The organism is Parablautia muri, from assembly GCF_009917485.1.
Taxonomy (GTDB): Bacteria; Bacillota; Clostridia; order Lachnospirales; family Lachnospiraceae; genus Suilimivivens; species Suilimivivens muri.
Genome location: NZ_QZDT01000005.1, coordinates 138405 through 163000, shown reverse-complemented (window position 1 = coordinate 163000; position 24596 = coordinate 138405). Strand labels below are relative to the sequence as shown.

Below are 24596 nucleotides of genomic sequence, written 5' to 3'. Positions count from 1 at the left end.
TTTCTTGCTCCGCTTTATCCCAAAACCAAAGCGGAAAAACAAAAAGCAAGAAAATTTGGAAAGGCCGGAGAAGAAAAAAGTGCTGGTTGTTTTTACCCATGCCCTTGGGGATGCCGTGATATTTTATGGTTCCATTTCATATATCTTTCAGTTATATCCTAAGGAAGAATATGAAGTTTTCTTAACATGTCATAAGGAGTACGAAGAACTGTTTAAAAGTCAGTTTCATGGAATTGTACCGATTGACTATCGCAGGGCAAACATTAGTTTGAAATACCGTATTACTTTTTTAAAAAGGATGAGGGGAGAGTACTATGATATCGCAATTGATCCGATTGGATGTGAAGAATGCTCTCCTAATGTATATGTGATGAATGCGGTATGCGCTGATAAAAAGATAGGGATTTTGCCGAAGCAGGATAAGAAATATCAGTGTCCTAAGTGGATTAGAAACAATATATATGATGTATTGCTGGAAGAAGGTAAAAACGTACATAAAACAAAACATTATGCAAAAGTCTGGTCTGTATTAGCAAACCAGGATTTTAAACCTCTTATTGCCCAATTGCCTGTTGGGAAGACAAAATTGCTGCCAGCTCATTTTTTTGTTGTATACCCATCTGCATCCATTCCGGTTAAAAGATGGCCGGCAGAACGATTTGGCAAGATAGCCCAGCGAATTTATCAGGAGAAAAAATGGCATCTTGTAGTGTGCGGGACTGAACAGGACAGGGAGGTAACAGAACAATTTTTGAATTTTGCAGCAGATATTCCGGTATGTAATCTGCTTGGAAAAACAACGGTTTTGGAACTGGTGGAGGTCATTGGAAGATCTCAGATGGTGTTGACGAATGATACATCCATTTATCATATAGCGGTAGGAACCGGAAGGAAAACCTGCGTAGTATCGGGGGGTTATGTATATGATTTATTTCTGAATTACCTGTCAATCGGATATGAGCTAAAATCAGATATTCGGATTGCGATACATAAAAGAAGCTGTATGAATTGTAGTAATGAATGTATTTATAAGGTAGAAACTGTTTATCCCTGTGTACTTGAAAATACGGTAGAAGAGGTGTGGGAAAAAGTTTCGCTGCTAATATCTGAAAAGGAAGAATGAGAGGGGATGAAAACAAATGATGATTGTAACTGGCGGTGCAGGATTTATCGGCAGCTGTATGGTCAGAACCTTAAATGACATGGGAATAGAGGATATAGTCATTGTTGACAACATAAAAGAAACCGATAAATGGATGAATATGAGAAATAAGAGATATAGGGAATATATTAGCCGGGATGAGTTTCTGAGCCGATTACAGGATTTTTCAGGAAAAATTACCCATGTCATCCATATGGGAGCGTGTTCTGCAACTACAGAACGGAATTTTGATTTCCTATATAAAAATAATTTTGAATATACGAAAACACTGTGGAACTTCTGCGCTGATCATGGAATCAGTTTTCTTTATGCAAGTAGTGCGGCAACTTACGGAGCTGGGAACCAGGGGTTTGATGACAAAGGGGATATCAATAGACTGTGCCCATTAAATGGATATGGTTATTCCAAACAATTATTTGACTTATGGGCTGAAAAGGAGATTGCTGTTGGCGGTAAAACGCCAAAACAACATGTGGGATTTAAATTTTTTAATGTGTATGGTCCAAATGAGTATTTCAAGAAGAATATGGCAAGCGTTATCTTCCATACTTTTAACGAAGTAACAAAAACCGGAAAAAAGGGTTTATTTCAATCCTATAGAAAAGATTATGACGATGGCTGTCAGATGAGGGATTTTATTTATGTGAAGGATATATGCAAAGTAATGAAATATATGATAGAACGACCGGATATCAGCGGTTTATTTAATTTAGGAACGGGAAAGGCAAGAACTTTTTATGACTTGGTATTGGCGACTTTCGATAGCATGAATGTGAGCCCTGTCATTGAATTTATTAAGATGCCGGAAGAACTCAGGGAAAAGTACCAATACTATACACAGGCCAGCATGGATAAATTGCGTGAAGCAGGATATTGGGGTGAATTTTATAGCCTGGAAGCCGGAATAAAGGATTATGTTCAAAATTATTTGATGAAGGGATTTCAGATTTATTAAACAATATGGAGGAGTAAATGCTTTGGATCATAATCAGCCTGATTCTATTTTTGTGCTGTTTGCTGGAGGTATTTTTGCTTTTGCTTGATCATGGTATTGCGGCACAATTGATAATTACTGCTAAAAATATGGCGGCGATACAAGGATGGAAAGCAGTCGGCGCGTCTATCCTCTCTTTTGTAATTGGCAAAATTCGTGATGTTACAGGATCTTCAAAAAGGAGTAAACATTTTGCTGATGACAGTGTGTATATTGCATTTTGCCCGTCAGGCGGTTTGGGAGATTACATCATCAGTGCTAAGGTTTTAGAAAATATACAACAGATATGCAAGTGTTCAATAGATGTATTTTGTGAAAAGCAGCAATTTGGAAGTGCTGTTTATGGAAGCAGGGAAGATGTTTGTCTAAGAGATTATAGAGAGTTTGAAAAAAGCAGGAATTCCTATGATTTAGGACTTCTGGTGGAGCATTTTGTACATGTAAAAAACTATAACGGCAGGAGACTGCGGGAGCTGTCTCCGGTTCTATATGAAAAAGTTCAATATATTGTTACGCATTGGAACCAGCTTTATGTAAATATTCCACAACAGCATTGGAGGGAAAGGATACAGTTTGAAAGATGCAGGGTACTTGGACTTGACAGGTGGACCCAGCTTCGTATGGGAGAGGCTTTTGAAATTGCGGATAAGAATGTGTTTATTCCAATGGACAAGTCTTTCCTTGAGAAATGGAAACAGGAGGGATTTGCAAAAGGCGAGTATTTGACAATCAATTATGGTGCAGATGTTATGAGAGCCGGATTTAACCAGTTGAAAATGTGGTATAGGGAATATTATGTTAAATTGGTAAAACTTATCCACTTAGAATTTCCAAACATGAAGGTTGTACAACTTGGCGGAGCTGATACGGAGGCGGTGGAAGGGTGTGATAAATATGTTTTGGGAGAAAGCATTGAGCAGACGAAATGGATTTTGAAAAGCAGTCAGGTGCATATTGATTGTGAAGGCGGACTGGTTCATCTTGCTACGCAGCTTGGTACAAAGTGTATTGTTATTTTTGGACCAACGCCCCTTCATATGTATGGATATGAGGAAAACATTAATTTGCAGAGTGAAGGATGCCATAATTGTATGGGGGTGTATGGTGATTGGGCGTACCAGTGTTTCAAGACAGGCTCTTACACACAGTGTATGGCAGACATTACGCCGGAAATGGTTTTAAAATCCGTTAAGAGGGTTTGCCAGAGAGAATAGGTTGACATTGGATTATGAAAGACATGGAGACTTAAGATGCTTGAGAAAATGAAAATAGTAGTTTCTTATAAAGACATGATTCGCCGGTTAGTGATTAGGGATCTGAGGGGAAGGTATAAAGGCTCTGTTTTTGGTTTTTTGTGGAATCTGATTAATCCGCTTGCACAGATTATTGTATACACAATTGTGTTTTCCTTTTTTTTCAAAAGCGGGATAGAAAAATATTATTTGTATTTAGGAATTGGAATGATAGCGTGGAATATGTTTCAGGAATCCCTGACCCAGGGAACGGGAAGTATTGTCGCTAATTCCGGTATGGTAAGTAAAATATATTTCCCAAGAGAAATTCTGCCTATCTCTGCGGCAACAAGCCGTTTTATTAATATGCTGCTAGCAGAGATGATTATGATTTTGATTATTTTGTTATCAGGACACGGAATTAGAATCAGTTTATTTCCGTATCTTTTAGTGGTCTTTTTACTGGAATATTTTTTAGTGATTGGAATAACGATCATTTTATCGGGATTAAATGTATATCTGCGAGATATGGAATATATTGTGTCTATCGTAATGTTTGCATGGATATGGATTACGCCTGTCATGTATGAATCCAGAGATATGCAGATGCATTTTCTATTACGTTTTATTCTTAATTTAAATCCCATGACGGCGATTATCAATGCGCTGCATGATATTCTTTATTACCAGTCTGTGCCAGATGCCGAGGCATTAGGGCGGGTGCTGATTTTTACTATATTCATGATGATTATTTCTGAAACAATATTTATAAGGCTGGAAGAACGCTTTGTGGAGGAACTGTAAGTGGGACAAAAGACAATCTGCGTTCATAACGTATATAAAAAATACAGAATATACAATGATAAGAGCAATACTTTGAAAGAAAAGCTATTGCACTGGAATTTTAAATACAGGATAGAGGAGGTCTTGCAAGGAATAAATTTTGAGATCAAAAAGGGAGAAGCCGTGGCATTGATTGGCAAGAACGGTTGCGGGAAAAGCACCATATTAAAAATGCTCTCGCACATTTTAAAGCCTGATTTAGGGGAAATCAAAGTACAGGGCAGGGTATCAAGCATAATTGAACTTGGTACCGGATTTCACCCCGATATGACGGGAAGAGAAAATGCATATATGAACGCATCGATTTACGGTATTAAAGAAAAAGAAATGAAAAGTAAAATGGACGAAATCATACAGTTTGCCGAATTGGAAGAATATATTGATAATCCGGTTCGAACCTATTCTTCAGGGATGTATATGCGGCTTGCATTTTCTGTGGCGATTAACGTAGATGCGGATATTTTGTTAATTGATGAAATATTGGCGGTGGGAGATGCCTCTTTTCAGATAAAGTGTTTTGGCAAATTACAGGAATTAAAGAGAAAGGGGACTACCATTGTACTTGTGACGCATTCTTTAGGCCAGATAGAAGGGCTATGTGAAAGGGCAATTTGGATAAGCGGGGGCAGAATAAGAGAAGACGGCGCTGCAAAACAGGTCTGTGAACATTATCTGGATGAAATGAACCATGTCCGTCAAAAAAGAAAGGTATATGAGAATCAGGTTGTAAGGACACAAAAGATAGAAAATGAAGGCCAAAAGGGGATTCAAAGAACTTGTCTGGAATTAATGGATGAATTCAACACGGATGCGAGCAGAGAGGGGAATTTTGCAGTTTATTTTACAAAAGCAGAGGTCAGAAATGAAGATGGGCATGTCGCTAAAATGTTTGCAACAGGAGATACCATTATTGTGCATTTGGAATATTCCTGTCAGGAACGGATGGCCGGCAATAAGATTGTTTTTCGGGTAAATCTATTACGCTCAGATTATATCATTTGTTATTCTGTTGATTCTATAGAGATTGGAAAAGATATATATGCGCAGGAAAGTGGAGAAATTGATTTGGTTATGAAAGATATTCATCTGCTGGATGCTTATTATTTGCTATGTATTGAAATCACGGATGAAATGGGGATTTTGTATGATAAAGTATCAGCGGTAAAAAAAATAGGTATTCGTAACCGGGAAAGAACAGAAGTAGGAATTGTACATATAGAACATGATTGGAATACGAAAACTTGATAAAAATTTCATAATAGGAGCGCTTTCATGAAAAAAATTGTGGTATGTATCACACTGATGCTGGATTATCTTATTTATTTTTTGAAAAGCAGGATAAATGCAATTTTAAAGTTATCAAACAAGGTTGAGGTTATGCCTCACAAGGAGTATTTGCAGATTGCGGTAAAACCTACGGGAGGATTAGGAGATTATATAGTCAGTTCTAAATTTATGGATGAATTATTTACTTATGCGCCCTGCAAAATTGATGTTTATTGCGAAAAGATGGAATTTGGAGAAGCAATTTTTGCAAAAAGACCATTTATGCGCGTTTTACCCATATCTATGTATGATAATTCTGCCTATCAATATGACTTGGCAATGGAAGTGGAGCATTTTATACATGTGCAGCATTATAATGCCAAAAGAGTATATGTTTTTAGTCCCCATTTGTTCAGAATTGTTGAGAAAATACGTTTGAAATGGAATGAGATATATCTTATGATACCACAGCAGTGTTATCGGGAAAGGATTCATTTTCAACAGATGGAAATGCAGGGGTTGAATCGCTATTCAGAGTTGAGAATGCAGGGATGCTTTCGAATCAGCGATCGGTGGAGTGGTATCTTTATGGATCAGGAGGCCTATGAAGCATATGTTTCCTTGGGATTGAAAAAGAAAGAATATATTACATGCAATTACGGTGCAGACAGAATGGGCAAGAAAAAGCATCAAATAAAAATGTGGCCGAAAGAATATTTTGAAACATTATTTGAAATGATTCATAAAGAATATCCGAATATTCGCATCATACAAATTGGAGATGCCAAGTGCGATGCGCTGTTCGGGGCGGATGCGCATATATTGGGGGAAAATTTAGAAGTGACCAAGTGGATATTAAAACAATCGCTCTTACATATTGACTGCGAGGGTGGGCTGGTTCATATGGCAACTCAGTTAGGAACACCCTGTGAAGTTATTTTTGGTCCTACGCCGCTTACGATATATTCTTATCCACAAAATAGAAATCTTGTAAATCCATCCTGTAATGGCTGCATGGGAATCCATGAAAACTGGGCTTTCCAATGCTATAAGAATGAAGAACAGCCTGCCTGTATCTATGGTGTTACGCCGTTAATTGTCTGGAAAGATATCAAACAGTATATGGAGACAAAGGAAGTACTTCAGGATAAGAAATATGTGATAAAAGAAAATTGTGAAAAGGAATCTTATAAAAATGAATTTTGTGAAGATGAGCTCAACCATTATCAGTCATTATGTTTTAGGGATAATCAAAAATTACTGACCTGGGATGAAGGTTGGACCATGTTTTACCGTAATGCAATTAGTGCGGTGAAAGAGAGGAGGGCATGTAAGATTGCTTTGATAAATCCTAAAAGAGACTGGCTTCCGTTCATACTGGCTAAAATGGGACTTGAGGTGTTTACCTTTGATGCTGATTATGGATGTGGTAATGATGTCGTACTTTTTGGATCTCTTATGCAGTATGGAATAGAAAGCGGGGTAGATATGAGGCTTGCATCTGATTTCAGTATTCCATACGGAAATGAATCTGTTGATTTTGTTATTATTTTTTCAATGGGAAACAAGCATATAGAATATCTGGTCCGCGAAGCAAATCGGATTTTATGCAAAGAAGGATATTATTTAACGAACGATATGTATCTAAACTAGAAACAATCATGTGGATGGAGGTTAATGATGATGCTGAGAAAAAGAATAAAAAGCTGGATGACGGATGAAACAAAACAGCCTAAAGCTGCGAGTGAGAATAAGGGGGATAAGTATGCCATGGAAAAACGACTTAAGAAAATGGAAAATATGTTGAATGAGATAAGAACAAATGAATTCAATTTTTTCTATACGCTGCTACGCATGAACCTTTCCATGGAAAACCGATTAAATGATATGAGCAATATTATGTTGGGAAATAAAACGAATCATATTGAACATATTTTAAGGATTTGGAAACTGCTTCGCATTAAAAGAGTTAAAGATACTCCATTTATCCGAGTAGGAGCTCCCCATGACGGTGGATACGTCATGCTGGATGATTTAAAAGGCAGCGTTGCGTATTCCTTTGGAATAAGCAATGATGTATCGTGGGATGATGCAATGACGGAACATGGGTATGATATTTATATGTATGATTTCTCCATTAAAGAGCTGCCCTATAAAAAGAAGCAATTCCATTTTTTTAAAAAGGGAATTGCAAGCAGCATTCCTTATGATACATACTTGAATACACTGGAAAATTTTATGGAAAAAAATGGACATAGAAATCATAAAAACATGATATTGAAAATGGATGTGGAGGGAGCGGAATGGGGCTTTTTCAATATGGTAAAAGAAGAAACACTGTGCCAATTCGACCAAATTGTTATGGAATGGCATAATCTAAACAGCAATGACTGGACGGAGAACATTATAAAAGGCATGGAGAAAGTATATCGGACACATACATTAGTACATGTTCACGCCAATAATTACTGTAATGTTACATATTATGATGGGAAGGCCTATCCGGATACCATAGAAATTGTTTTGGCTAACAATGCTCAGTATGATTTTGAAGAAATCGAGGTAGCACATCTTCCTATTCCGGAGGATGCGCCTAACTGGATGGAACGAAGCGACATTATTTTAGGAAATGTAAATGAGCCATGAAGAAAAATGACATTTTAGAGCCTTTGAACGGTATCAAAGGAATAGGAGCTGTGATCATTGCCTTTTTCTTTCATTATGGGAATTTCTTAAGCGTGGATCTATCTCCATTATATTGCACTTTGACCAGGAATTTATGCGAAAACGGATGGCTGATGGTAGAATTATTTTTTATGCTGTCAGGGATTGTGTTTACACTCTTATATTATCCTCAGATTAACAGCGGTATGAAGGGGATAGAATTTACAGTTTTGAGGATTTCCCGGTTATATCCCATGCATTTGTTTACTTTGTGTATGGTGGCGGTGGTTCAGGCGATCCGCAATACGTGTAATCTTGGGCAGTGGTGCTTTATCAAAAACGATTTATATCATTTTATACTACATATATTTATGATACATCAATTTGGATTTCAAAGTGATAACAGTTTTAACCAGGTTTCATGGACAGTCAGTATCAGTGTAGTTTTGTATTTTGTTTTTTTCTGGATTAGTAGAAAATCAATTCAAAAATCAGGATTTCTTATGTGCTGTCTATTGATGCTTGTTGCAGGTTTTGCAATGATACAAAGTAATTTATATGTTTTCTTAAACTGGCCTTGGATAGGACGAGGCATGATAGCTTTTTTCACGGGATGTATATTTGACGTAGTAGTATCATATGAAAAAATAAATATAAAAATACTTGATATTGTGTTTATATGTGTACTGTTGATTTGGATCTTGTTTCGTGCTTGTTTGTGGATGAGCATGGATAATAATGGGTGGCTTGTGGCATGTTGCTATTCAATCATTTTATTTCCGGCGTTAGTTTATTTTTCTATTCGTATCCGTGTAATTCGGAAAATACTTTCCGGTAAGGCGATGAAGGCGTTAGGAAAGCTTTCCTTTTCTTTATTTATGATTCATTATCCGATTCAGCTTATCCTTGTAACGTTTAACGAAATTTTTTCTTTGGAGTGGAATTATGAGACAGGAAGATTCTGTATGCTTTATATTTTCTGCTCGATGACAGCGGCATATGTGGCGCTTCATTATGTTGAGGAATCTATATCGGGAAAGATTAGAAAATATTATTATGATACTATGGCAGCGGCAGGTAAATGAAAATTGGATATACAACCATTATGTTTAACCGCGAAAGCCGGGATAGCGGAAGATACTGTTATACTTGAAGATAGAAGCGGACGTGGCCCATTACAAAATGCAAGGAACCTTTTTCCTGTTTAAAATGATCAAATATACAAATATCTATGGAAAAAGCATATAGAATATTATATGATGAAACCAAAGGTATTTGCCAAAAGGATTAAAATTCCGTAATGGTTTAGATGCTCTAAGCCATTATATAATTTTGAAAGGAGAATGGGATTTATGGCCAATTATACACTGGACATGGAGAAGTACTGCGCATTGGCGCGCCAGGTTGCAGCTGAGAGCTGTGTGCTTTTAAAAAATGATAACCATACACTTCCGGTTCGCAAGGGAAACAGGGTTTCCGTTTTCGGAAGAATTGCGCTTCACTATTATAAGAGCGGAACAGGCTCAGGAGGCCTGGTAAATGTGAAGCGTGCTATTGGTATTTTGGATGCGCTGGAAGAAAGCGAAGATATTTTGCTTAATGAGAAGCTGGCGGATGTTTACAAGGCCTGGGTGAAGGAGCATCCCTTTGATAAAGGAGCGGGATGGGGGCAGGAACCCTGGAGTCAGGAGGAAATGCCACTGACGGAAGAACTTGTAGCGGAGGCGGCAAGGGAATCTGAGCTTGCGATTGTGGTGATTGGGCGGACAGCAGGCGAGGATCAGGATGCGAAGGCGATACCGGGAAGCTATCTGCTCACTGAGGCGGAGGAGGACATGCTTAAAAAGGTATGCGGCGCCTTTGAAAAGGTGGCAGTGCTTTTAAATGTAGGAAATATCATTGATATGAAATGGGTAGAGAGGTACAATCCTTCGGCTGTCATGTATGTATGGCAGGGCGGACAGGAAGGCGGCAACGGTGTGCTGGATGTTTTAAACGGCAAGGTACCGCCTTGTGGAAAGCTTTCAGATACCATTGCAGGGGATATTGAAGATTATCCTTCTACGAAGAATTTTGGGGACGCCAAAGAGAATTTGTACCAGGAAGATATTTATGTAGGGTACCGTTATTTTGAGACCTTTGCCAAGGATAAAGTGCTCTATCCTTTTGGATATGGCTTATCCTACACCAGCTTTCAGATAAAGACGATGGATTTCAAGGAGAAAGAAGAGGAGATTTACGCCAAGGTGGAGGTAAAGAATACAGGCGCATCTGCCGGAAAAGAAGTGGTGCAGCTTTACGTATCGGCGCCTCAGGGAGCTTTGGGAAAACCGGTAAGGGAACTGAAAGCCTATGAAAAGACAAAGGAGCTTGAACCAGGTGAAGCTTGTATTCTTAAGATTTCCGTGTCAAAAGCGGACATGGCATCTTATGATGATGGAGGATGTACGGGATATAAATCCTGTTATGTTTTAGAGGCTGGTACCTATGGCATTTACATAGGAGCGGATGTACAAAGCGCTGCGCTTGCAGGCGAGTTTGAAGTGAAAGAAACGGTGATAATAAATCAGCTGGAGGAAGCAATGGCGCCGGTTTTGGAATTTTCCCGTTTCCACCCGCAGGCAGATGGAGCAGGATACCGGGTGGACTATGAGGCAGTACCCCTAAGAACCATAAGCCCCATGGATAAAATTGTGAAAAGGCGCCAGGCAGATATTCCCTACAGCGGCGATCAGGGCTATCAGCTTGCAGATGTCTATGAGAACCGCATCAGCATGGAAACCTTTCTTGCACAGTTAAGCGATGAAGACCTTGCCTGCATTGTCCGCGGGGAAGGTATGTGCAGCCCCAAAGTGACACCGGGAACAGCGGCAGCCTTTGGGGGAGTAACGGATCGGCTTAAGAAATTTGGTATTCCGGTCGGCTGCTGCGCGGATGGGCCTTCTGGTATACGTATGGACTGCGGTACCAGAGCCTTCTCACTTCCAAACGGCACGGCCCTTGGGTGTACCTATAATATGCCCTTGGTGGAAGAACTTTATCAGATGGAAGGCATGGAACTTCGCAAAAATAAGATTGATACCCTTTTAGGTCCTGGAATCAACATTCACCGCAACCCCTTAAACGGACGTAATTTTGAATATATCTCGGAGGATCCTTATCTCACAGGAACTATGGCGGCAGCGCAGATTAAGGGTATGGGTTATGCAAAGGTCACCGGAACGATTAAGCATTATACTGCCAATAATCAGGAATTCCACCGTCATGACTGTAACAGCGTTGTGTCGGAGAGGGCATTGCGGGAAATTTACTTAAAGGGCTTTGAAATTGCGGTAAAGGATGGCGGCGCTTATTCAATCATGACCACCTATGGCGCGGTAAACGGTATCTGGACCGCAGGTAATTACGACCTTGTGACGGCTATTTTACGTGATGAGTGGGGCTTTGATGGTATTGTGATGACAGACTGGTGGGCTAAGATGAATGAGGAAGGACAGGAACCGGCAATCCAAAACACAGGAGTTATGGTGCGTGCGCAGAACGACTTGTTTATGGTAACCTCCGACTCTGCGTCCAATGCAACCCACGATAATTCTATGGAATCCATTGCAGAGGGTAAAACAACCAGAGGAGAGTATCAGCGGTGTGCGGATAATATCTGTCGGATGCTCATGCGTTCACCTGTGATGGACCGTTTCCTTGGAAAGACGCCGGAGGATGATTTGGTGGTTATTGGAAATGAAGATGATGCAGATGAAGAAGTGCAGAACATTGTATACCATGTTATTGAGAAGGACACGACTCTGGATATGAGCAAGGTGAATACGGAGCGCGGAAATAGTGAGATTTTTGGAATCCAGATGAAGGAACCGGGCATCTATGGGCTTTGTGTAAACATGCGGGCCGATGCAGATGCGCCGGAGCTTTCACAGCTGTCTATGTCGGTATTTGTGGACAATCAGCTTAAGGGAACCTTCCAGATTAACGGTTCTGATAAGGAGTGGACGAAGCAGTCGCTGGATTTGGGATTTGTTATGGGAAATCATTATATTAAGCTTTATTTCTCTGTAAGTGGAATGCAGCTTGACGTACTTAAAATCGAAAAGATAGGGGAGACGAAAATGCCGTTTTAATCTACAGCGGCAGCGTGGAGACTGATTATGGAAATGATAATACAGCATGGGACAGAAAAAGATTTTTCCCGCATCATGGAGATTTATAAGCATGCCCGCCATTTCATGGCAGAGCATGGCAATCCAAATCAATGGGGGCCTACAAAATGGCCCCCGGATGAGCTGATTCATTCCGATATTGCGGAGGGCAGTTGCTATGTTTGTGTCTGTGAAGAACGAATTGTGGGTACATTTTTCTATACACAGGGTAAGGACATAGAGCCAACTTACCAGGTGATCGAAGGCGGTGAATGGATAGGCGGTGATACATACGGTGTGGTTCACAGGCTGGCCGGAGATGGAAGCGAAAAAGGGATTGGGAAATTCTGCATTGACTGGGCTTTTAAACAATGTGGGCATCTACGGATGGATACCCATGGAGACAACTATGTGATGCAGGGCTTGTTGAAAAAAAGCGGTTTTATTTTTTGTGGAACCATATATGTAACAGAGGATGCTTACCCAAGACTGGCATATGAGAAAATAGATTGAGCAAGCAAAGAAGTTTCAATCTGTCTATTGGAAACTTAAAAATAAGATTTATCAAAGGAACTATGACATGATGTTGTCATAGTTCCTTTGTTATAATACTAAAAATGAAGTCAGGAAGCTGAAACCAGATCAAATGGACTGGTAAAATGCTTCGGAATGGAGGAAAAATGAAAGAAATAGAAAGATTGGATGTACATGAGCAGTGGGCCCATGCAGGAATGATTAAAGCCGGAGGCTTTTGCTTTTTAAGCTACTGCGTTGGGAACATAGGCGGCAGCATAGAGCAGCAGATTAACGGCGCCTTTGATGAGATGGAAAAAAGGCTGGCCATGGCAGGCTTAACGCTGGAGAATGTGGTACAGATGGACTGTCTGTTTCGGGATATCTGGAATATTCCGGTCATGGAAAAGGTGATCAAAGAAAGGTTCAAGGGGAAATATCCTGTGCGAAAGTCTATTCAAACCGAATTTGCACATGCAGGCGGAGAGAATGGCTTGCAGTTTCAGGCGGATGCGGTTGCATATTGTCCGAAGTAAAATTGACGCCGTCCAGGTGAGCTCAATCACCAGGGCGGCTTTTGTTTACCAAAAATCCGAAATCCGTATGCTTAAGTTATGGAAAATACACACCGGAATTTCATCATGAAAATGATATTGACATATTCCAATTTCATTTTCGAAATCATATACATTCACGATATTTGTTGTGGGGTTGACAATCCAGTACTCCCTTACTCCTGCGGTACGATATTTGAAAAGTTTTATGCCATGGTCCACTTGTTGGGTTTTCGGCGAAACAATCTCAATGATCAGATCCAGGGCTCCGCTGCATCCTTTGTCTGTTAGCTTGCTCTTGTCATATATTATGGAAATATCAGGCTCGACATAGTTTCGGTTATCTTCATTTAAAAATACCGCAAACGGAGCGGGGTAAACCTCACACTGGCCAGTATTATTTTTGATATGAGAGTGGAGAACAGAGACAAATTCCGTTATTAATTTCTGGTGAATTCTCACAGGCGGCGCCATATCATAAATACGCCCATCGATCAGCTCTGCTCTTTTTCCATCCGGGAGAGTGTAGATATCATCAACGGTATATCCCCTTTCCTGTTGTAATGCCATGTTCGATTACCTTTCTATCATCCATAAAATTTCTTGTAATTTTCAGCTTATAATGACTATAGTATAAAAAAACAAATGAAACTATTTTTACAGGTTAACCTTATAAACCTGGTTTTGTCAGGGGATATTTTGACTTTTGGTGGATCCTGTGATACAATGTAAAAGATTTTCAAGTTCGGACATATGAAATGAGACTAGCTTAAACCACAGGGGGATAAAAATAGTGCAATCCAACAAGAAGAAACAGCCTGGCGTTTTTATTATAGGAGGCGGAATCGCGCTGGCGGTGCTTCTTGTTCTTGTGATTATATGTGGGACAGAAGTTTCCAAAACAGGTCAGGCAATTTATATGCTGCAAGAAATAGGTGTAGAATCTCCTGAGGCTTTTCAAAGGTTCCTGATGCAAGCGACTGTTGCGGCAATTGTAGTGTTTCTGGTATTTGTGATGCTGGTTCATCAGTATAGGAAAAATGAGAAAGCAATTCTGAATCAGGAAAAGGCTGACAAGGATCGGCTCATAGCGGCGCTTGCCCAGATCGAGCGGGAGAGGGCTGCCATGGAAAATATTCAAGCGGCTTTGGGTTCCGGTCCCTGGAGTATGGAATTTAACGAGCGCGGAGAGATGGTCTCTTGTATCTGGACCGATGTGTTTCGAAAGATGCTGGGATACAAAAGCGTAGAGGATTTCCCTAACAAGCTGGAATCCTGGTCAGATTTGCTGCATGAAGAAGATAAAGCGTATGTGATAAAGGAATACTGGGACACGGTAAAGGACTATACCGGTCAGAAGACCTATGATGTGCAATACCGCCTTCTCACCCAAAATGCAGGCTGGAGATGGTTCCATGCGGCCGGCCGGCTGTCCAGGAGGGAGGATGGTTCTCCGATCACCTTTGTAGGTTTTTTTATAGACATTGATGATAAGAAGAAGATGGCAGCGCAGCTGGAAGCGCAGAGAGCGGATCTTCAGGACGCGCTGGCTGCGGCACAGCATGCCAACCGGGCGAAAACCACGTTTCTTAACAATATGTCCCATGATATTCGGACTCCCATGAATGCTATCATAGGCTTTACATCGCTTGCCGCCGCTCATATCGACAATAAAGAGCAGGTACAGGACTATCTGACAAAGATTACGACCTCCAGCAATCATTTGCTGAGCCTTATTAACGATGTGTTGGATATGAGCCGGATTGAAAGCGGAAAGGTGAAAATCGAAGAAAAAGAAAGCTCCCTTCCGGAGATTTTGCATGACTTAAAGACCATTGTCCAGGCGGATATTATGTCAAAGCGGCTGGATTTTTATATTGATACAGTGGACGTGGTAAACGAACATATTTTGTGCGACAAACTCAGGTTAAATCAGATCTTGCTGAACCTGTTGAGTAATGCAATGAAGTTTACAAAGCCGGGTGGGATGATAAGCGTTCGGATTTTGCAGAAGAAAAATACGCCGGAGGGTTATGCCGCTTATGAATTCCAGGTAAAAGATACGGGGATTGGAATGAGCCCAGAGTTTTTAAAGCATGTTTTTGATCCCTTTGAGCGCGAGAGAACAAGTACGGCCAGCGGAATTCAGGGAACCGGACTTGGTATGGCGATAACCAAGAACATTGTGGATATGATGGGCGGTACTGTTTCTGTGGAAAGTGAGTTGGGAAAGGGTACCACGTTTGTGGTATCCCTGCAGTTTAAGACCTGTTCCGGACCGGTAAGGAAGGAAACGATCCCCGAGCTTACGGGGCTCAGGGCGCTTGTGGTAGATGATGATTTTAATACCTGTTCCAGCGTAACTAAAATGCTGGCTGATATCGGTATGCGTCCGGACTGGACCACATCTGGCAAGGAGGCAGTGCTTCGCGTAAAGCTTGCATGGGAACAGGAGGACGTGTATGCCGTGTATATCATAGACTGGCTCATGCCAGATATGAACGGGGTTGAGGTGGTACGGCAGATTCGAAGGCTGATCGGAGAAGAAACACCGATTATCATTCTGACAGCCTATGATTGGGCGGATATTGAAGAAGAAGCAAGAAAAGCAGGCGTCACTGCTTTTTGCTCAAAACCTATCTTTTTATCGGAGCTTAGAGAGATACTGGAGTCGCCATTTACAGACAAAAACACAGAAGAAAAATTGCAGAAAACAGTTTCCTTCCAGGGAAAGAAAATTCTTTTGGTGGAGGATAATGAACTGAATCAGGAGATTGCCGAGGAGCTCCTTAAGCAAGTCGGCTTTGCTGTGGATGTTGCGAACGATGGCGCTGTTGCGGTAGAGAGGATGAGGGAAGCGGAACCCGGGCGGTATGATCTGATTTTAATGGATATTCAGATGCCGGTTATGGATGGATATGAAGCAACAAAACAGATTCGGGCGCTGGAAAATCGAGATAGTTCCGGTATTCCAATCATCGCTATGACAGCCAACGCTTTTGATGAAGATAAAAAAGCGGCTCTGGAGGCCGGCATGAACGGTCATATTGCAAAACCCATTGATATATCCAAGCTGCTGGAGGTTTTGGAGGAAATTGTAAAAAGGTCAGCAGATTAAACAGGCACATTTACTGTCACTAATATTGGGATAAAGGGCGAAAGGAGGAAACGGGTATGGAAGGTAAAATGAAAGTAGCTGTAATGCTGGGGATTGGAAAGATGGGATTTGAGGAGCGAGACATTCCCAAAGCAAAGGACAATGAGGTGTTAGTCAAGTTAGAGTATGTAGGTATCTGTGGCAGCGATTTACATTATTATGAGTCGGGGGCAATCGGAGATTATGTGGTAGAGCCGCCTTTTGTACTTGGACATGAGCCGGGTGGAACGGTTGTAGAAGTAGGAAAGGATGTAAAGCACTTAAAGGTTGGCGACAGAGTAGCGTTAGAACCAGGAAAGACCTGTGGACACTGCGAATACTGTAAGAGTGGCCGTTATAATCTTTGCCCGGACGTAGTCTTTTTTGCAACGCCGCCGGTAGATGGGGTGTTCCAGGAATATGTGGCCCATGAAGCCGATTTATGTTTTAAGCTGCCGGATAATGTAAGCACCATGGAAGGCGCCTTGATTGAGCCTTTGGCGGTAGGCTTTCATGCCGCGATGCAGGGCGGTGCAAGAGCTGGGCAGACAGCGGTGGTTATGGGAGCAGGCTGTATAGGTCTTGTGTCCATGATGGCTTTGAAGGCCATGGGTGTTTCTAAAGTATACGTAGTGGATATTATGGAGAAACGTTTGCAAAAAGCCTTGGAATTAGGTGCGGACGGCGTAATCAACGGCAGTAAGAAGGACGCAGTGGAGGAAGTAAGGAAGCTGACAGAGGGGAAAGGCTGCGATTTGGCAATCGAGACAGCAGGAACACAGGCGACAACGGTTCAGACAATCCATATGACCAAAAAGGGTGCAACGATTGTGTTAGTTGGCTATAGCAAGAGCGGAGAGATGACGCTGCCTATGAGCCTTGCGCTTGATAAAGAGCTGACCTTTAAGACAGTGTTCCGCTATCGTCATATTTATCCTATGGCAATTGACGCAGTGGCAGCAGGCAAGGTAAATTTGAAAGGGATTGTGACGAATATCTTCGAGCTTGATGAAGCGCAGAATGCAATGGATTACAGTGCAAACAATAAGGCGGATATTGTGAAAGCAGTTATCCACATTGCAGGATAGGGAAAGGAAGAAAGAAAAATATGTTGCCCGATCCTGTGTTGTAATAAAGTGAAAAAGATACGGCGTCTTTCAAAACAGAGCGAACAGTCTGTTTTTGAAGGCGCCGTATTTTGTATGTCCTGTGCCGTATTATGCTTATGATGATTATCCACTGCTATTTATGACTATCCTCATTGCTCTTCATGGTAAAATGCAGGCAGCGATTTGGGCAAGCCTGTGTGCATTTACCACACCGTATACATTCCGGGGAACAGGATATTTCCTGAACAGAGAGGGAGAGCGGACATGCTTTTTCACAGGCCCCACAGGAAGTGCACCGCTCATTTTCTAGGTGGATTTGGAGAAGGCTAAAACGGTTAAACCACCCATAGATTGCACCTAAAGGGCATAAATATTGGCAAAAAGGGCGATAAACTTTGATGGACAAAAATAGAATCAGAAGTAATATTCCCAATTTCCAGAGAAATAACCCGCCCGCCTGAGAGCGAAGCAAAGGGTTGGTACTTAGCAGCGGCAAAGCGCCAAAGAGGGTGCCTGATGGGCACAAATATTTGCAGAATGCAGGAACTTTGGCAAATCCTCCGAACAGGAACAGGGAGCCGACACAAACCAACAGAAATAAAACAGCGTATTTGCCATATTTCAATATAGGGTGTAAAGGCAGCCGTTTCCTTTTGCGGAAAATAGGAATTTTATGCAAAAGATCCTGTACCAGCCCAAAAGGACATAACCAGCCGCAGACAAAACGGCCTAAAAGGCTTCCAAATAAAAAGAAAAATCCGAGGGCGCTAAAGGGAATATGAAATCCCTGCTGGTTCAGCAAAGCTTGAAGGGCTCCAATGGGGCAGGAGGCAACTGCGCCAGGACAGGAATAGCAATTAAGTCCCGGAACGCAAGTATACTTGAAAGGGCCCTGGTATATTTTTCCTTTTAAAAATCCATAAACATATCCGTTTGTAAAGATAGTAAAAAGAATTTGTACGCTGAAACGCAATTTATTCATAAATATAGTTCCCCTATCCAATCCCAATACATTCCATGCAGATCATCACAGCTTTTCTCCACATTACAGAAAACTGACCGCGGGCAGATCCAATGCCCAGAAATAAAATGCCTGCCAGGAATCCCCACAGCCAAAGGGAGCTTCTGGATAGCCATCGCTTACGATTCTTGTAAAAGTCCATTAATTTTTTCCTCCCATGCCGATTTATCCATAGCGCCAATTGCGATATCCACAATTGTTCCGCTTTCGTCAATAAAAAAAGTGGTGGGAACGGCTGTCACATCTGTAAGGAGAGCATGAAAGATAGATTGATTCAAAAGCAAATGCGTATAATTGGCGCCCGTCTGTTCAATCAGATTTGCGGCAAGGTCTATTGCCTTCTGATCTCCGCCCTCCAATACATCGCTGATCACGCCAATAATCTGGAATTGGTCGGGCTCATATTCGCCGGCCAGCTCACCAAGTACGGGCATCTCGCTTAAACATGGATTGCAGTAGGTGGCCCATACATTTACCATTGTAAGTTTTGAACTGGAAAAAATAGCGGAAGAAACCGGATTTCCCTCTATGTCCTGGCCCTCAAAGACAATTTGGGAAGATGCGCTTTCGCCCTCTGTCTCTGTTTCGGATTGGAACTCAGTTTCCATCTCAGACTCAGCTTCAACATTATTTTCCGGTTCAGCCTGAGAGGAATTGGAACAACCGGTTAATAAAATGGCTAGTATCAACAATACAAAAAGACGTTTGTTATCGCTTTTTTTCATAATTTACCTCCTGCATATAGAATATTTTTTATGCGCAAACGTGCTCTAGATAAAGAATACGTCTATTTTGAGAATTTGTCTAATACTTTTCGTAAAATTTAAAATAAATTGATAGCTGTTGAACCTTCGGCTTCCTTGCTGCTTCGGGGCGATATTTCGTAAATAAGGCTATTGTATTTTTCAAATAAAGGAGATATAATAGGCGATACGCCGCCCTCGAACAGGGCGGTTAAAAGTCGCTTTATAGCGTAAGGCGTTTCATTGAAAAGGGGTACAGGAGGGTACATATGAAAACAAACAGGTATAAGCTTTCCAATCAGATTACAGAAGGAGTTATCTGGAAGCAGCTTCTTTTCTTCTTCTTTCCGATTTTGTTCGGTACTTTTTTTCAGCAGCTTTACAATACAACGGATGCCGTGATTGTGGGAAAGTTTGTGGGAAAAGAAGCATTAGCAGCAGTAGGCGGTCCGGCAGCTACGTTAATTAATCTGTTGATTGGATTTTTCACCGGTCTTTCTTCCGGCGCAACCGTAATTATTTCTCAATATTATGGTGCGAAGAAAGAAGATGATGTGCGTAAAACCGTACATACTGCAATGGCGCTTTCTGTGGCAGGGGGCGCTGTTATTATGGTGCTGGGACTTCTTTTTTCCGGGGCTGCACTACGCGCTATGAATACGCCGGAGGATATTTTGAAGATGTCCGTTGTATATATGCGGGTTTATTTCCTTGGTGTGATTCCCGCTCTCATATACAATATGGGTTCAGGTATTTTGAGGGCGGTAGGGGACTCGAAACGTCCGCTTTACTTTTTAATATTATCCTGTATTACGAATATCATACTGGATTTCCTTTTTGTGACAGGGCTGAAAATGGGCGTGGCAGGTGTAGCGGTGGCTACCTCATTGTCCCAGGTGATCAGTGCCCTTATGGTATGTATTGCATTGATGAAGGCGGAGGATTCCTACAGGCTGTATATAAAGGAAATACGCTTTCACCCTATGCTTTTGCACAGCATTGTACGGATTGGACTGCCGGCAGGGATTCAGTCTACCATGTACTCTCTTTCGAACCTGATTATCCAGTCAAGTATTAACTCTTTTGGTACGGATACCATTGCGGCATGGACCGCCTATGGGAAGATAGACGGTATTTTCTGGATGATTATGGGGGCATACGGTGTGTCGATTACCACCTTTGCAGGACAAAACTTTGGGGCGGGCAAATACGACCGAATCAGAAAAAGCGTGCGTATCTGCCTTGGGATGGCAGCATTTACAAGCTTTTTGCTGAGCTTTGTGGTGCTTGCAGGAGGCCATGTGTTCTTTAGGATGTTTACGGATGATGCGAATGTGGTTTCGATTGGACTTGGTATGATGCGTGTGATTTCGCCAAGCTATGTGACTTTTATCTGTATTGAGATATTGGGCGGTACAACCAGAGGATGCGGTGATGCGGTTTTACCTACGGTGATGACCGGGATTGGGGTGTGTGCGCTGCGTGTGATATGGACCTGGGTGGTGGTTCCTTTAAGGCCGGAAGTTTCCACCGTGGCGTTCAGCTATCCGCTGACCTGGGTTGTGACTTCTATTTTCTTTATTATTTATTACTTAAGGGGCAACTGGTTAAAGCGCTGTCGGAGAATGGGGTATTCATCTAACAGAAATTGATAAGATGAAAGAATAAGCAGCCATACCTATTATAAGGTGTAAAGTCTATGATACGATAGATTTTACACCTTTTTTGGGGAGTTTTGGCAGCACTGAACTGTTTCCAAAATAGAAAAGACAGATATTTCAGGAGTGCACAAGTTATCAATCATGTGATATACTGAAAACACCTGTGAATAAATTTAGGAGGAATAGAATGTGGAAAGAGAAAAATTAGGTTCACGGATGGGATTTATTTTACTATCGGCTGGCTGCGCAATTGGAATTGGGAATGTGTGGAGATTTCCTTATATTACAGGACTGTACGGTGGGGGTGTGTTTGTGCTCTTTTATCTGTTTTTCCTGATTCTTATGGGTGTGCCTGTGATGACAATGGAATTTGCAGTGGGACGTGCCAGCAGAAAAAGTATTATCAAAAGCTATACTGAGTTAGAAAAACCGGGACAAAAGTGGCATCTTCATGGATATCTGGGTATGGCCGGTAATTATCTTTTGATGATGTTTTATACGACTGTGGCGGGATGGATGCTGTATTACTTCTTTCAAATGCTGACAGGTAAGTTTGTGGGAAAAGATTTGGAGCAGGTGGGCGGCATGTTTCAGGAAATGCTGGACAGCCCTGGTGTGCTGATTACTGTGATGGTGATGATCGTAGTGGCAGGCATTCTTATTTGCTCTATGGGCCTTCAAAATGGTGTTGAGAGAATTACAAAGGTTATGATGAGTCTTCTGCTGCTCATAATCGTTGTTCTTGCTGTACATAGTTTGATGCTGGAAGGCGGTATGGAAGGATTGAAATTTTATCTGTATCCTGACTGGCAGAGGATGAGGGAAGTAGGCGTCTTCGAGACGATTACAGCGGCTATGAATCAGGCCTTTTTTACCCTTAGCCTGGGCATTGGCGCTATGGCAATCTTTGGAAGCTATATTGATAAGAAACGTACTTTGCTTGGAGAATCGGTGAATATTGCCATTTTGGATACCTTTGTGGCGATTGTATCGGGGCTGATTATTTTTCCCAGCTGCTTTGCTTTTGGAATCAGCCCGGATATGGGACCAAGCCTTATTTTTATTACACTGCCCAATGTATTTAACAGCATGACAGGGGGAAGAATCTGGGGGACGCTGTTTTTTATCTTTATGACATTTGCGGCATTTTCCACTATACTTGCCGTGTTTGAGAATATTATTTCCTGTGGCATGGACTTATTTCACTGGAGCAGGAAGAAATCCTGTGTGGTTAATTTGGCTGCACTGATTGTACTGTCGCTTCCCTGTGCGCTTGGCTATAATTTATGGTCAGGGATTCAGCCTTTAGGAGAGGGAAGTACGATTCTGGATTTGGAGGATTTTCTGGTCAGCAATGTAATTTTGCCGATTGGATCGCTGTGGTATCTGCTCTTTAGCGTTTCAAGACTTGGCTGGGGATTTGATAAATACCGTGAAGAAGCGAATATTGGAGAAGGACTTAAGATACCTAAACAGATTCGGGTTTATGTGACCTATATTTTGCCGGTGTTGTTACTGCTTCTTATTATTTTAGGATGGATTGGGTAATGGTTGCGGAATGCGGAAATGTCGGGAAAGGCAGGGGAGCGGCTATGGCAGTTGAAAATAAGCTTAATATAACGGATTCGGCGGAGCTTGCCCGTATGGAGGAAAAAATCAGCAAGAAAAAAGCGGCACAGCTTTTTGAAAGCGGCTATTTATTTACTTTAAAGCCAGGGACGACCAAGAGCCTTCGGAGCATACACAAATATCTTTTTGACGAAATTTATCATTTTGCAGGTGAGATCAGGACAGTCAATATTGCAAAAGGGAATTTCAGGTTTGCGCCTGTTATGTATTTGCAGGTGGCGTTGGAGCATATCGAGAAAATGCCCCAGACAACCTTTGATGAGATTGTTGAAAAGTATGTAGAAATGAACGTTGCACATCCATTTAGAGAAGGCAATGGGAGAAGCATGAGAATTTGGCTGGATTTGATGCTTGGTAAGGAGCTTTCGGTGGTAGTAGATTGGAGCAGAATCGATAAAGATGATTATCTGCTTGCAATGGAGAGAAGCCCTATTAAAGATGTTGAGATAAAGTATTTGCTAAAGAGGGCGCTGACAGATAGGGTAAACGACAGGGAAATATATATGAAAGGGATTGACAACAGCTACTATTATGAGGGTTATATATCTTATAAAATGGAAGAACTTTGACCTGCAGCTTTATCTGCCAGACGGGAGGGAACAAACACTGATGTGCTTAGCAGCACTGCAGGTTTGATGTATCATCTCTTGCGGCGGGAGTGCTGATTCAGACTGTTGTAAAAATGAAAACATACCGGCAATTCCAGCATCTTATGATAATAAGCTGGCTCGCGAAGCGTGACAGTGTTTGTTATTTAGATGGAGATTTGGAAAAATGCCGGTATATTTTTTGGGGATAAGCTGAGCTTGAAGTGTGATGGCGCCTGATGAAAGGAAGTAAAAGAATTGGATAAAAAGAAGCAACCGGCTTTTGCGGATATTTTGTTACGCTCAAGACAAATGGAATATGAACGGCTTACCAGAGAATTAAACGAGCTGCTTACGGATGAATTTGTGATAGACGGAAAAATGCGGGGAGAAATGGAAGATGGGAAATTTATTTTTCCGGATGTAGCTATCATCCAAACGGATAAGCGTGTGTTAACCAGACAGCAGAGTTATTTTTCTGCCAAAATACATCTCTGGGAGAGTGCGCTATATTTCCACAGGCATAATTTTGTGGAGCTGCTTTATGTGTATAAAGGGCGCTGCCAGCAGTTTATTGAAAATCTGCATCAAATGGTGACGCTTGAGGAGGGGGATTTGTTTGTGTTAAACCAGAATGTAGTTCATGGATTACTTCAGAAGGAAAAAGAGGCGGTTCTGATAAAGATAATTATTCCTGCTAATTTATTGGCACATGAATTTATTAGAAATTTGGATAAAAACAGTGAGATAGCTGATTTCTGGACCAACGCAAAATCCCGTAAGAATGAAAATTATCATTACATGCATTATACGGGATGCACAAGGGATGCAAAATTGTTTGTTGAAAAAATGATGATGGAATATTATCTTCATCAGCATAAGAGCGAGGAGGCAATCAGGAGTTATTTGCAGCTTTTACTGATCTGCCTGGAACGTGAGGGTGAGAACTACGACCAGTGTAAATATAAAATATCACAGAATGCAGCAGATATCGGTAAGATGACAGAATACATTTATGAAAATAGCGCTACTGTCACATTAGAAGAATTAGCAAAGGTATTTTCTTTTAATTCCAGTTATTTAAGCAGAATGATTCGAAAAAACTGTGGAATGAGTTTTTTGGAGCTGGTAAGGGAAAGCCGTTTGGAGAAGGCGGCTATGCTTTTGGTAAGTACCAGGGACACGGTGGAGGAAATTGCGCGCATGGTAGGATACCGCAATTCAACCCCAATCTATCAGGGAATACGGGAGAAATTTGGAATGTCCCCAACGGAATATCGCAGCTATATAAAAAAATGACTTTTGTGTTGCCGCGAAGCGGCAGCATGGGG

Annotated in this window: 21 protein-coding genes; 17 read left to right on the top strand and 4 right to left on the bottom strand. The window is 41.5% G+C overall.

The window, feature by feature from the left end; all coding sequences use genetic code 11:
* Positions 1-55: 55 nt before the first annotated feature.
* The 11 genes from D5281_RS05480 to D5281_RS05430 all read left to right on the top strand — a co-directional run bounded on the left by D5281_RS05480 (position 56) and on the right by D5281_RS05430 (position 13361).
* Entirely contained in the window at positions 56-1123 is a 1068-nt protein-coding gene (locus D5281_RS05480; RefSeq protein ID WP_160559126.1) for a glycosyltransferase family 9 protein, read from the top strand.
* 16 nt (positions 1124-1139) lie between these two features.
* Positions 1140-2117, top strand: a complete 978-nt coding sequence (gene rfaD, locus D5281_RS05475) for an ADP-glyceromanno-heptose 6-epimerase (RefSeq protein WP_160559125.1) — start codon at positions 1140-1142, stop codon at positions 2115-2117.
* Positions 2118-2134: 17 nt separating this feature from the next.
* Entirely contained in the window at positions 2135-3370 is a 1236-nt protein-coding gene (locus D5281_RS05470) for a glycosyltransferase family 9 protein (protein WP_160559124.1), read from the top strand.
* A 36-nt stretch (positions 3371-3406) separates the two neighbouring features.
* The gene (locus tag D5281_RS05465; protein WP_160559123.1) at positions 3407-4192 is read left to right on the top strand and encodes an ABC transporter permease; all 786 of its coding nucleotides are present in this window, start codon (positions 3407-3409) and stop codon (positions 4190-4192) included.
* Positions 4193-5476 carry an ABC transporter ATP-binding protein gene (locus D5281_RS05460; RefSeq protein WP_160559122.1) on the top strand — a complete coding sequence of 428 codons (1284 nt, stop codon included), beginning with the start codon at positions 4193-4195 and terminating at the stop codon, positions 5474-5476. It abuts the gene before it with no gap.
* 27 nt (positions 5477-5503) lie between these two features.
* On the top strand, positions 5504-7150 hold the full coding sequence (locus D5281_RS05455; protein WP_160559121.1) for a glycosyltransferase family 9 protein: 1647 nt from the start codon (positions 5504-5506) through the stop codon (positions 7148-7150).
* Positions 7151-7174: 24 nt separating this feature from the next.
* Positions 7175-8143, top strand: a complete 969-nt coding sequence (locus D5281_RS05450; RefSeq protein WP_160559120.1) for an FkbM family methyltransferase — start codon at positions 7175-7177, stop codon at positions 8141-8143.
* The gene (locus D5281_RS05445) at positions 8140-9246 is read left to right on the top strand and encodes an acyltransferase family protein (RefSeq protein WP_160559119.1); all 1107 of its coding nucleotides are present in this window, start codon (positions 8140-8142) and stop codon (positions 9244-9246) included. The genes D5281_RS05450 and D5281_RS05445 overlap by 4 nt, the downstream gene beginning before the upstream one ends.
* A 267-nt stretch (positions 9247-9513) precedes the next feature.
* Complete coding sequence (locus tag D5281_RS05440; RefSeq protein WP_160559118.1) at positions 9514-12294, top strand: glycoside hydrolase family 3 protein; 2781 nt, start codon at positions 9514-9516, stop codon at positions 12292-12294.
* A 27-nt stretch (positions 12295-12321) separates the two neighbouring features.
* Positions 12322-12825 (top strand): GNAT family N-acetyltransferase, encoded by a 504-nt coding sequence (locus D5281_RS05435; protein ID WP_330584854.1) that lies wholly within the window; start codon positions 12322-12324, stop codon positions 12823-12825.
* A gap of 167 nt (positions 12826-12992) precedes the next feature.
* The gene (locus tag D5281_RS05430) at positions 12993-13361 is read left to right on the top strand and encodes a RidA family protein (protein WP_160559117.1); all 369 of its coding nucleotides are present in this window, start codon (positions 12993-12995) and stop codon (positions 13359-13361) included.
* A gap of 45 nt (positions 13362-13406) precedes the next feature.
* Here D5281_RS05430 and D5281_RS05425 read toward each other — a convergent pair whose 3' ends face one another.
* Positions 13407-13949, bottom strand: coding sequence for a Uma2 family endonuclease (locus tag D5281_RS05425; protein ID WP_160559116.1), 543 nt, complete (start codon positions 13947-13949; stop codon positions 13407-13409).
* Positions 13950-14172: 223 nt separating this feature from the next.
* Between D5281_RS05425 and D5281_RS05420 the strand changes: the two genes are divergently transcribed.
* Both D5281_RS05420 and D5281_RS05415 read left to right on the top strand, forming a co-directional pair.
* The gene (locus tag D5281_RS05420; protein WP_330584853.1) at positions 14173-16497 is read left to right on the top strand and encodes a hybrid sensor histidine kinase/response regulator; all 2325 of its coding nucleotides are present in this window, start codon (positions 14173-14175) and stop codon (positions 16495-16497) included.
* Between the two features lie 56 nt (positions 16498-16553).
* Positions 16554-17603: an NAD(P)-dependent alcohol dehydrogenase gene (locus D5281_RS05415; RefSeq protein ID WP_160559115.1), complete on the top strand. Its 1050-nt coding sequence runs from the start codon at positions 16554-16556 to the stop codon at positions 17601-17603.
* A 154-nt stretch (positions 17604-17757) separates the two neighbouring features.
* Here the strand turns inward: D5281_RS05415 and D5281_RS26880 are convergent, their stop codons facing one another.
* From D5281_RS26880 to D5281_RS05405, 3 genes are read right to left on the bottom strand one after another with little or no spacing between them, the layout of a single operon-like run.
* Complete coding sequence (locus D5281_RS26880; RefSeq protein ID WP_160559114.1) at positions 17758-18606, bottom strand: 4Fe-4S binding protein; 849 nt, start codon at positions 18604-18606, stop codon at positions 17758-17760.
* A gap of 13 nt (positions 18607-18619) precedes the next feature.
* A complete protein-coding gene (locus D5281_RS25460) occupies positions 18620-18787 on the bottom strand; it encodes a CD1871A family CXXC motif-containing protein (RefSeq protein WP_277935186.1) in 168 nt (55 codons plus the stop codon).
* Positions 18765-19370, bottom strand: coding sequence for a TlpA family protein disulfide reductase (locus tag D5281_RS05405; RefSeq protein WP_160559113.1), 606 nt, complete (start codon positions 19368-19370; stop codon positions 18765-18767). Before D5281_RS05405 ends, D5281_RS25460 begins: the two co-directional genes overlap by 23 nt.
* A gap of 287 nt (positions 19371-19657) precedes the next feature.
* On the opposite strand from D5281_RS05405, the gene D5281_RS05400 reads away from it, so the two are divergent.
* The 4 genes from D5281_RS05400 to D5281_RS05385 all read left to right on the top strand — a co-directional run bounded on the left by D5281_RS05400 (position 19658) and on the right by D5281_RS05385 (position 24564).
* Complete coding sequence (locus tag D5281_RS05400) at positions 19658-21040, top strand: MATE family efflux transporter (protein ID WP_160559112.1); 1383 nt, start codon at positions 19658-19660, stop codon at positions 21038-21040.
* A gap of 198 nt (positions 21041-21238) precedes the next feature.
* On the top strand, positions 21239-22597 hold the full coding sequence (locus tag D5281_RS05395; RefSeq protein ID WP_330584852.1) for a sodium-dependent transporter: 1359 nt from the start codon (positions 21239-21241) through the stop codon (positions 22595-22597).
* A gap of 44 nt (positions 22598-22641) precedes the next feature.
* A complete protein-coding gene (gene fic, locus D5281_RS05390) occupies positions 22642-23247 on the top strand; it encodes a protein adenylyltransferase Fic (RefSeq protein ID WP_160559149.1) in 606 nt (201 codons plus the stop codon).
* A gap of 276 nt (positions 23248-23523) precedes the next feature.
* Complete coding sequence (locus D5281_RS05385) at positions 23524-24564, top strand: AraC family transcriptional regulator (RefSeq protein WP_160559111.1); 1041 nt, start codon at positions 23524-23526, stop codon at positions 24562-24564.
* Positions 24565-24596 lie beyond the last annotated feature (32 nt).

What these genes read in the sequence shown, in the direction of transcription:
- rfaD (WP_160559125.1), top strand. Translation starts at nt 1,140, where the DNA reads ATGATGATTGTAACTGGCGGTGCAGGATTTATCGGCAGCTGTATGGTC.
- D5281_RS05470 (WP_160559124.1), top strand. Translation starts at nt 2,135, where the DNA reads ATGCTTTGGATCATAATCAGCCTGATTCTATTTTTGTGCTGTTTGCTG.
- D5281_RS05465 (WP_160559123.1), top strand. Translation starts at nt 3,407, where the DNA reads ATGCTTGAGAAAATGAAAATAGTAGTTTCTTATAAAGACATGATTCGC.
- D5281_RS05455 (WP_160559121.1), top strand. Translation starts at nt 5,504, where the DNA reads ATGAAAAAAATTGTGGTATGTATCACACTGATGCTGGATTATCTTATT.
- D5281_RS05450 (WP_160559120.1), top strand. Translation starts at nt 7,175, where the DNA reads ATGATGATGCTGAGAAAAAGAATAAAAAGCTGGATGACGGATGAAACA.
- D5281_RS05445 (WP_160559119.1), top strand. Translation starts at nt 8,140, where the DNA reads ATGAAGAAAAATGACATTTTAGAGCCTTTGAACGGTATCAAAGGAATA.
- D5281_RS05440 (WP_160559118.1), top strand. Translation starts at nt 9,514, where the DNA reads ATGGCCAATTATACACTGGACATGGAGAAGTACTGCGCATTGGCGCGC.
- D5281_RS05435 (WP_330584854.1), top strand. Translation starts at nt 12,322, where the DNA reads ATGGAAATGATAATACAGCATGGGACAGAAAAAGATTTTTCCCGCATC.
- D5281_RS05430 (WP_160559117.1), top strand. Translation starts at nt 12,993, where the DNA reads ATGAAAGAAATAGAAAGATTGGATGTACATGAGCAGTGGGCCCATGCA.
- D5281_RS05425 (WP_160559116.1), bottom strand. Translation starts at nt 13,949, where the DNA reads ATGGCATTACAACAGGAAAGGGGATATACCGTTGATGATATCTACACT.
- D5281_RS05415 (WP_160559115.1), top strand. Translation starts at nt 16,554, where the DNA reads ATGGAAGGTAAAATGAAAGTAGCTGTAATGCTGGGGATTGGAAAGATG.
- D5281_RS26880 (WP_160559114.1), bottom strand. Translation starts at nt 18,606, where the DNA reads ATGAATAAATTGCGTTTCAGCGTACAAATTCTTTTTACTATCTTTACA.
- D5281_RS25460 (WP_277935186.1), bottom strand. Translation starts at nt 18,787, where the DNA reads ATGGACTTTTACAAGAATCGTAAGCGATGGCTATCCAGAAGCTCCCTT.
- D5281_RS05405 (WP_160559113.1), bottom strand. Translation starts at nt 19,370, where the DNA reads ATGAAAAAAAGCGATAACAAACGTCTTTTTGTATTGTTGATACTAGCC.
- D5281_RS05400 (WP_160559112.1), top strand. Translation starts at nt 19,658, where the DNA reads ATGAAAACAAACAGGTATAAGCTTTCCAATCAGATTACAGAAGGAGTT.
- fic (WP_160559149.1), top strand. Translation starts at nt 22,642, where the DNA reads ATGGCAGTTGAAAATAAGCTTAATATAACGGATTCGGCGGAGCTTGCC.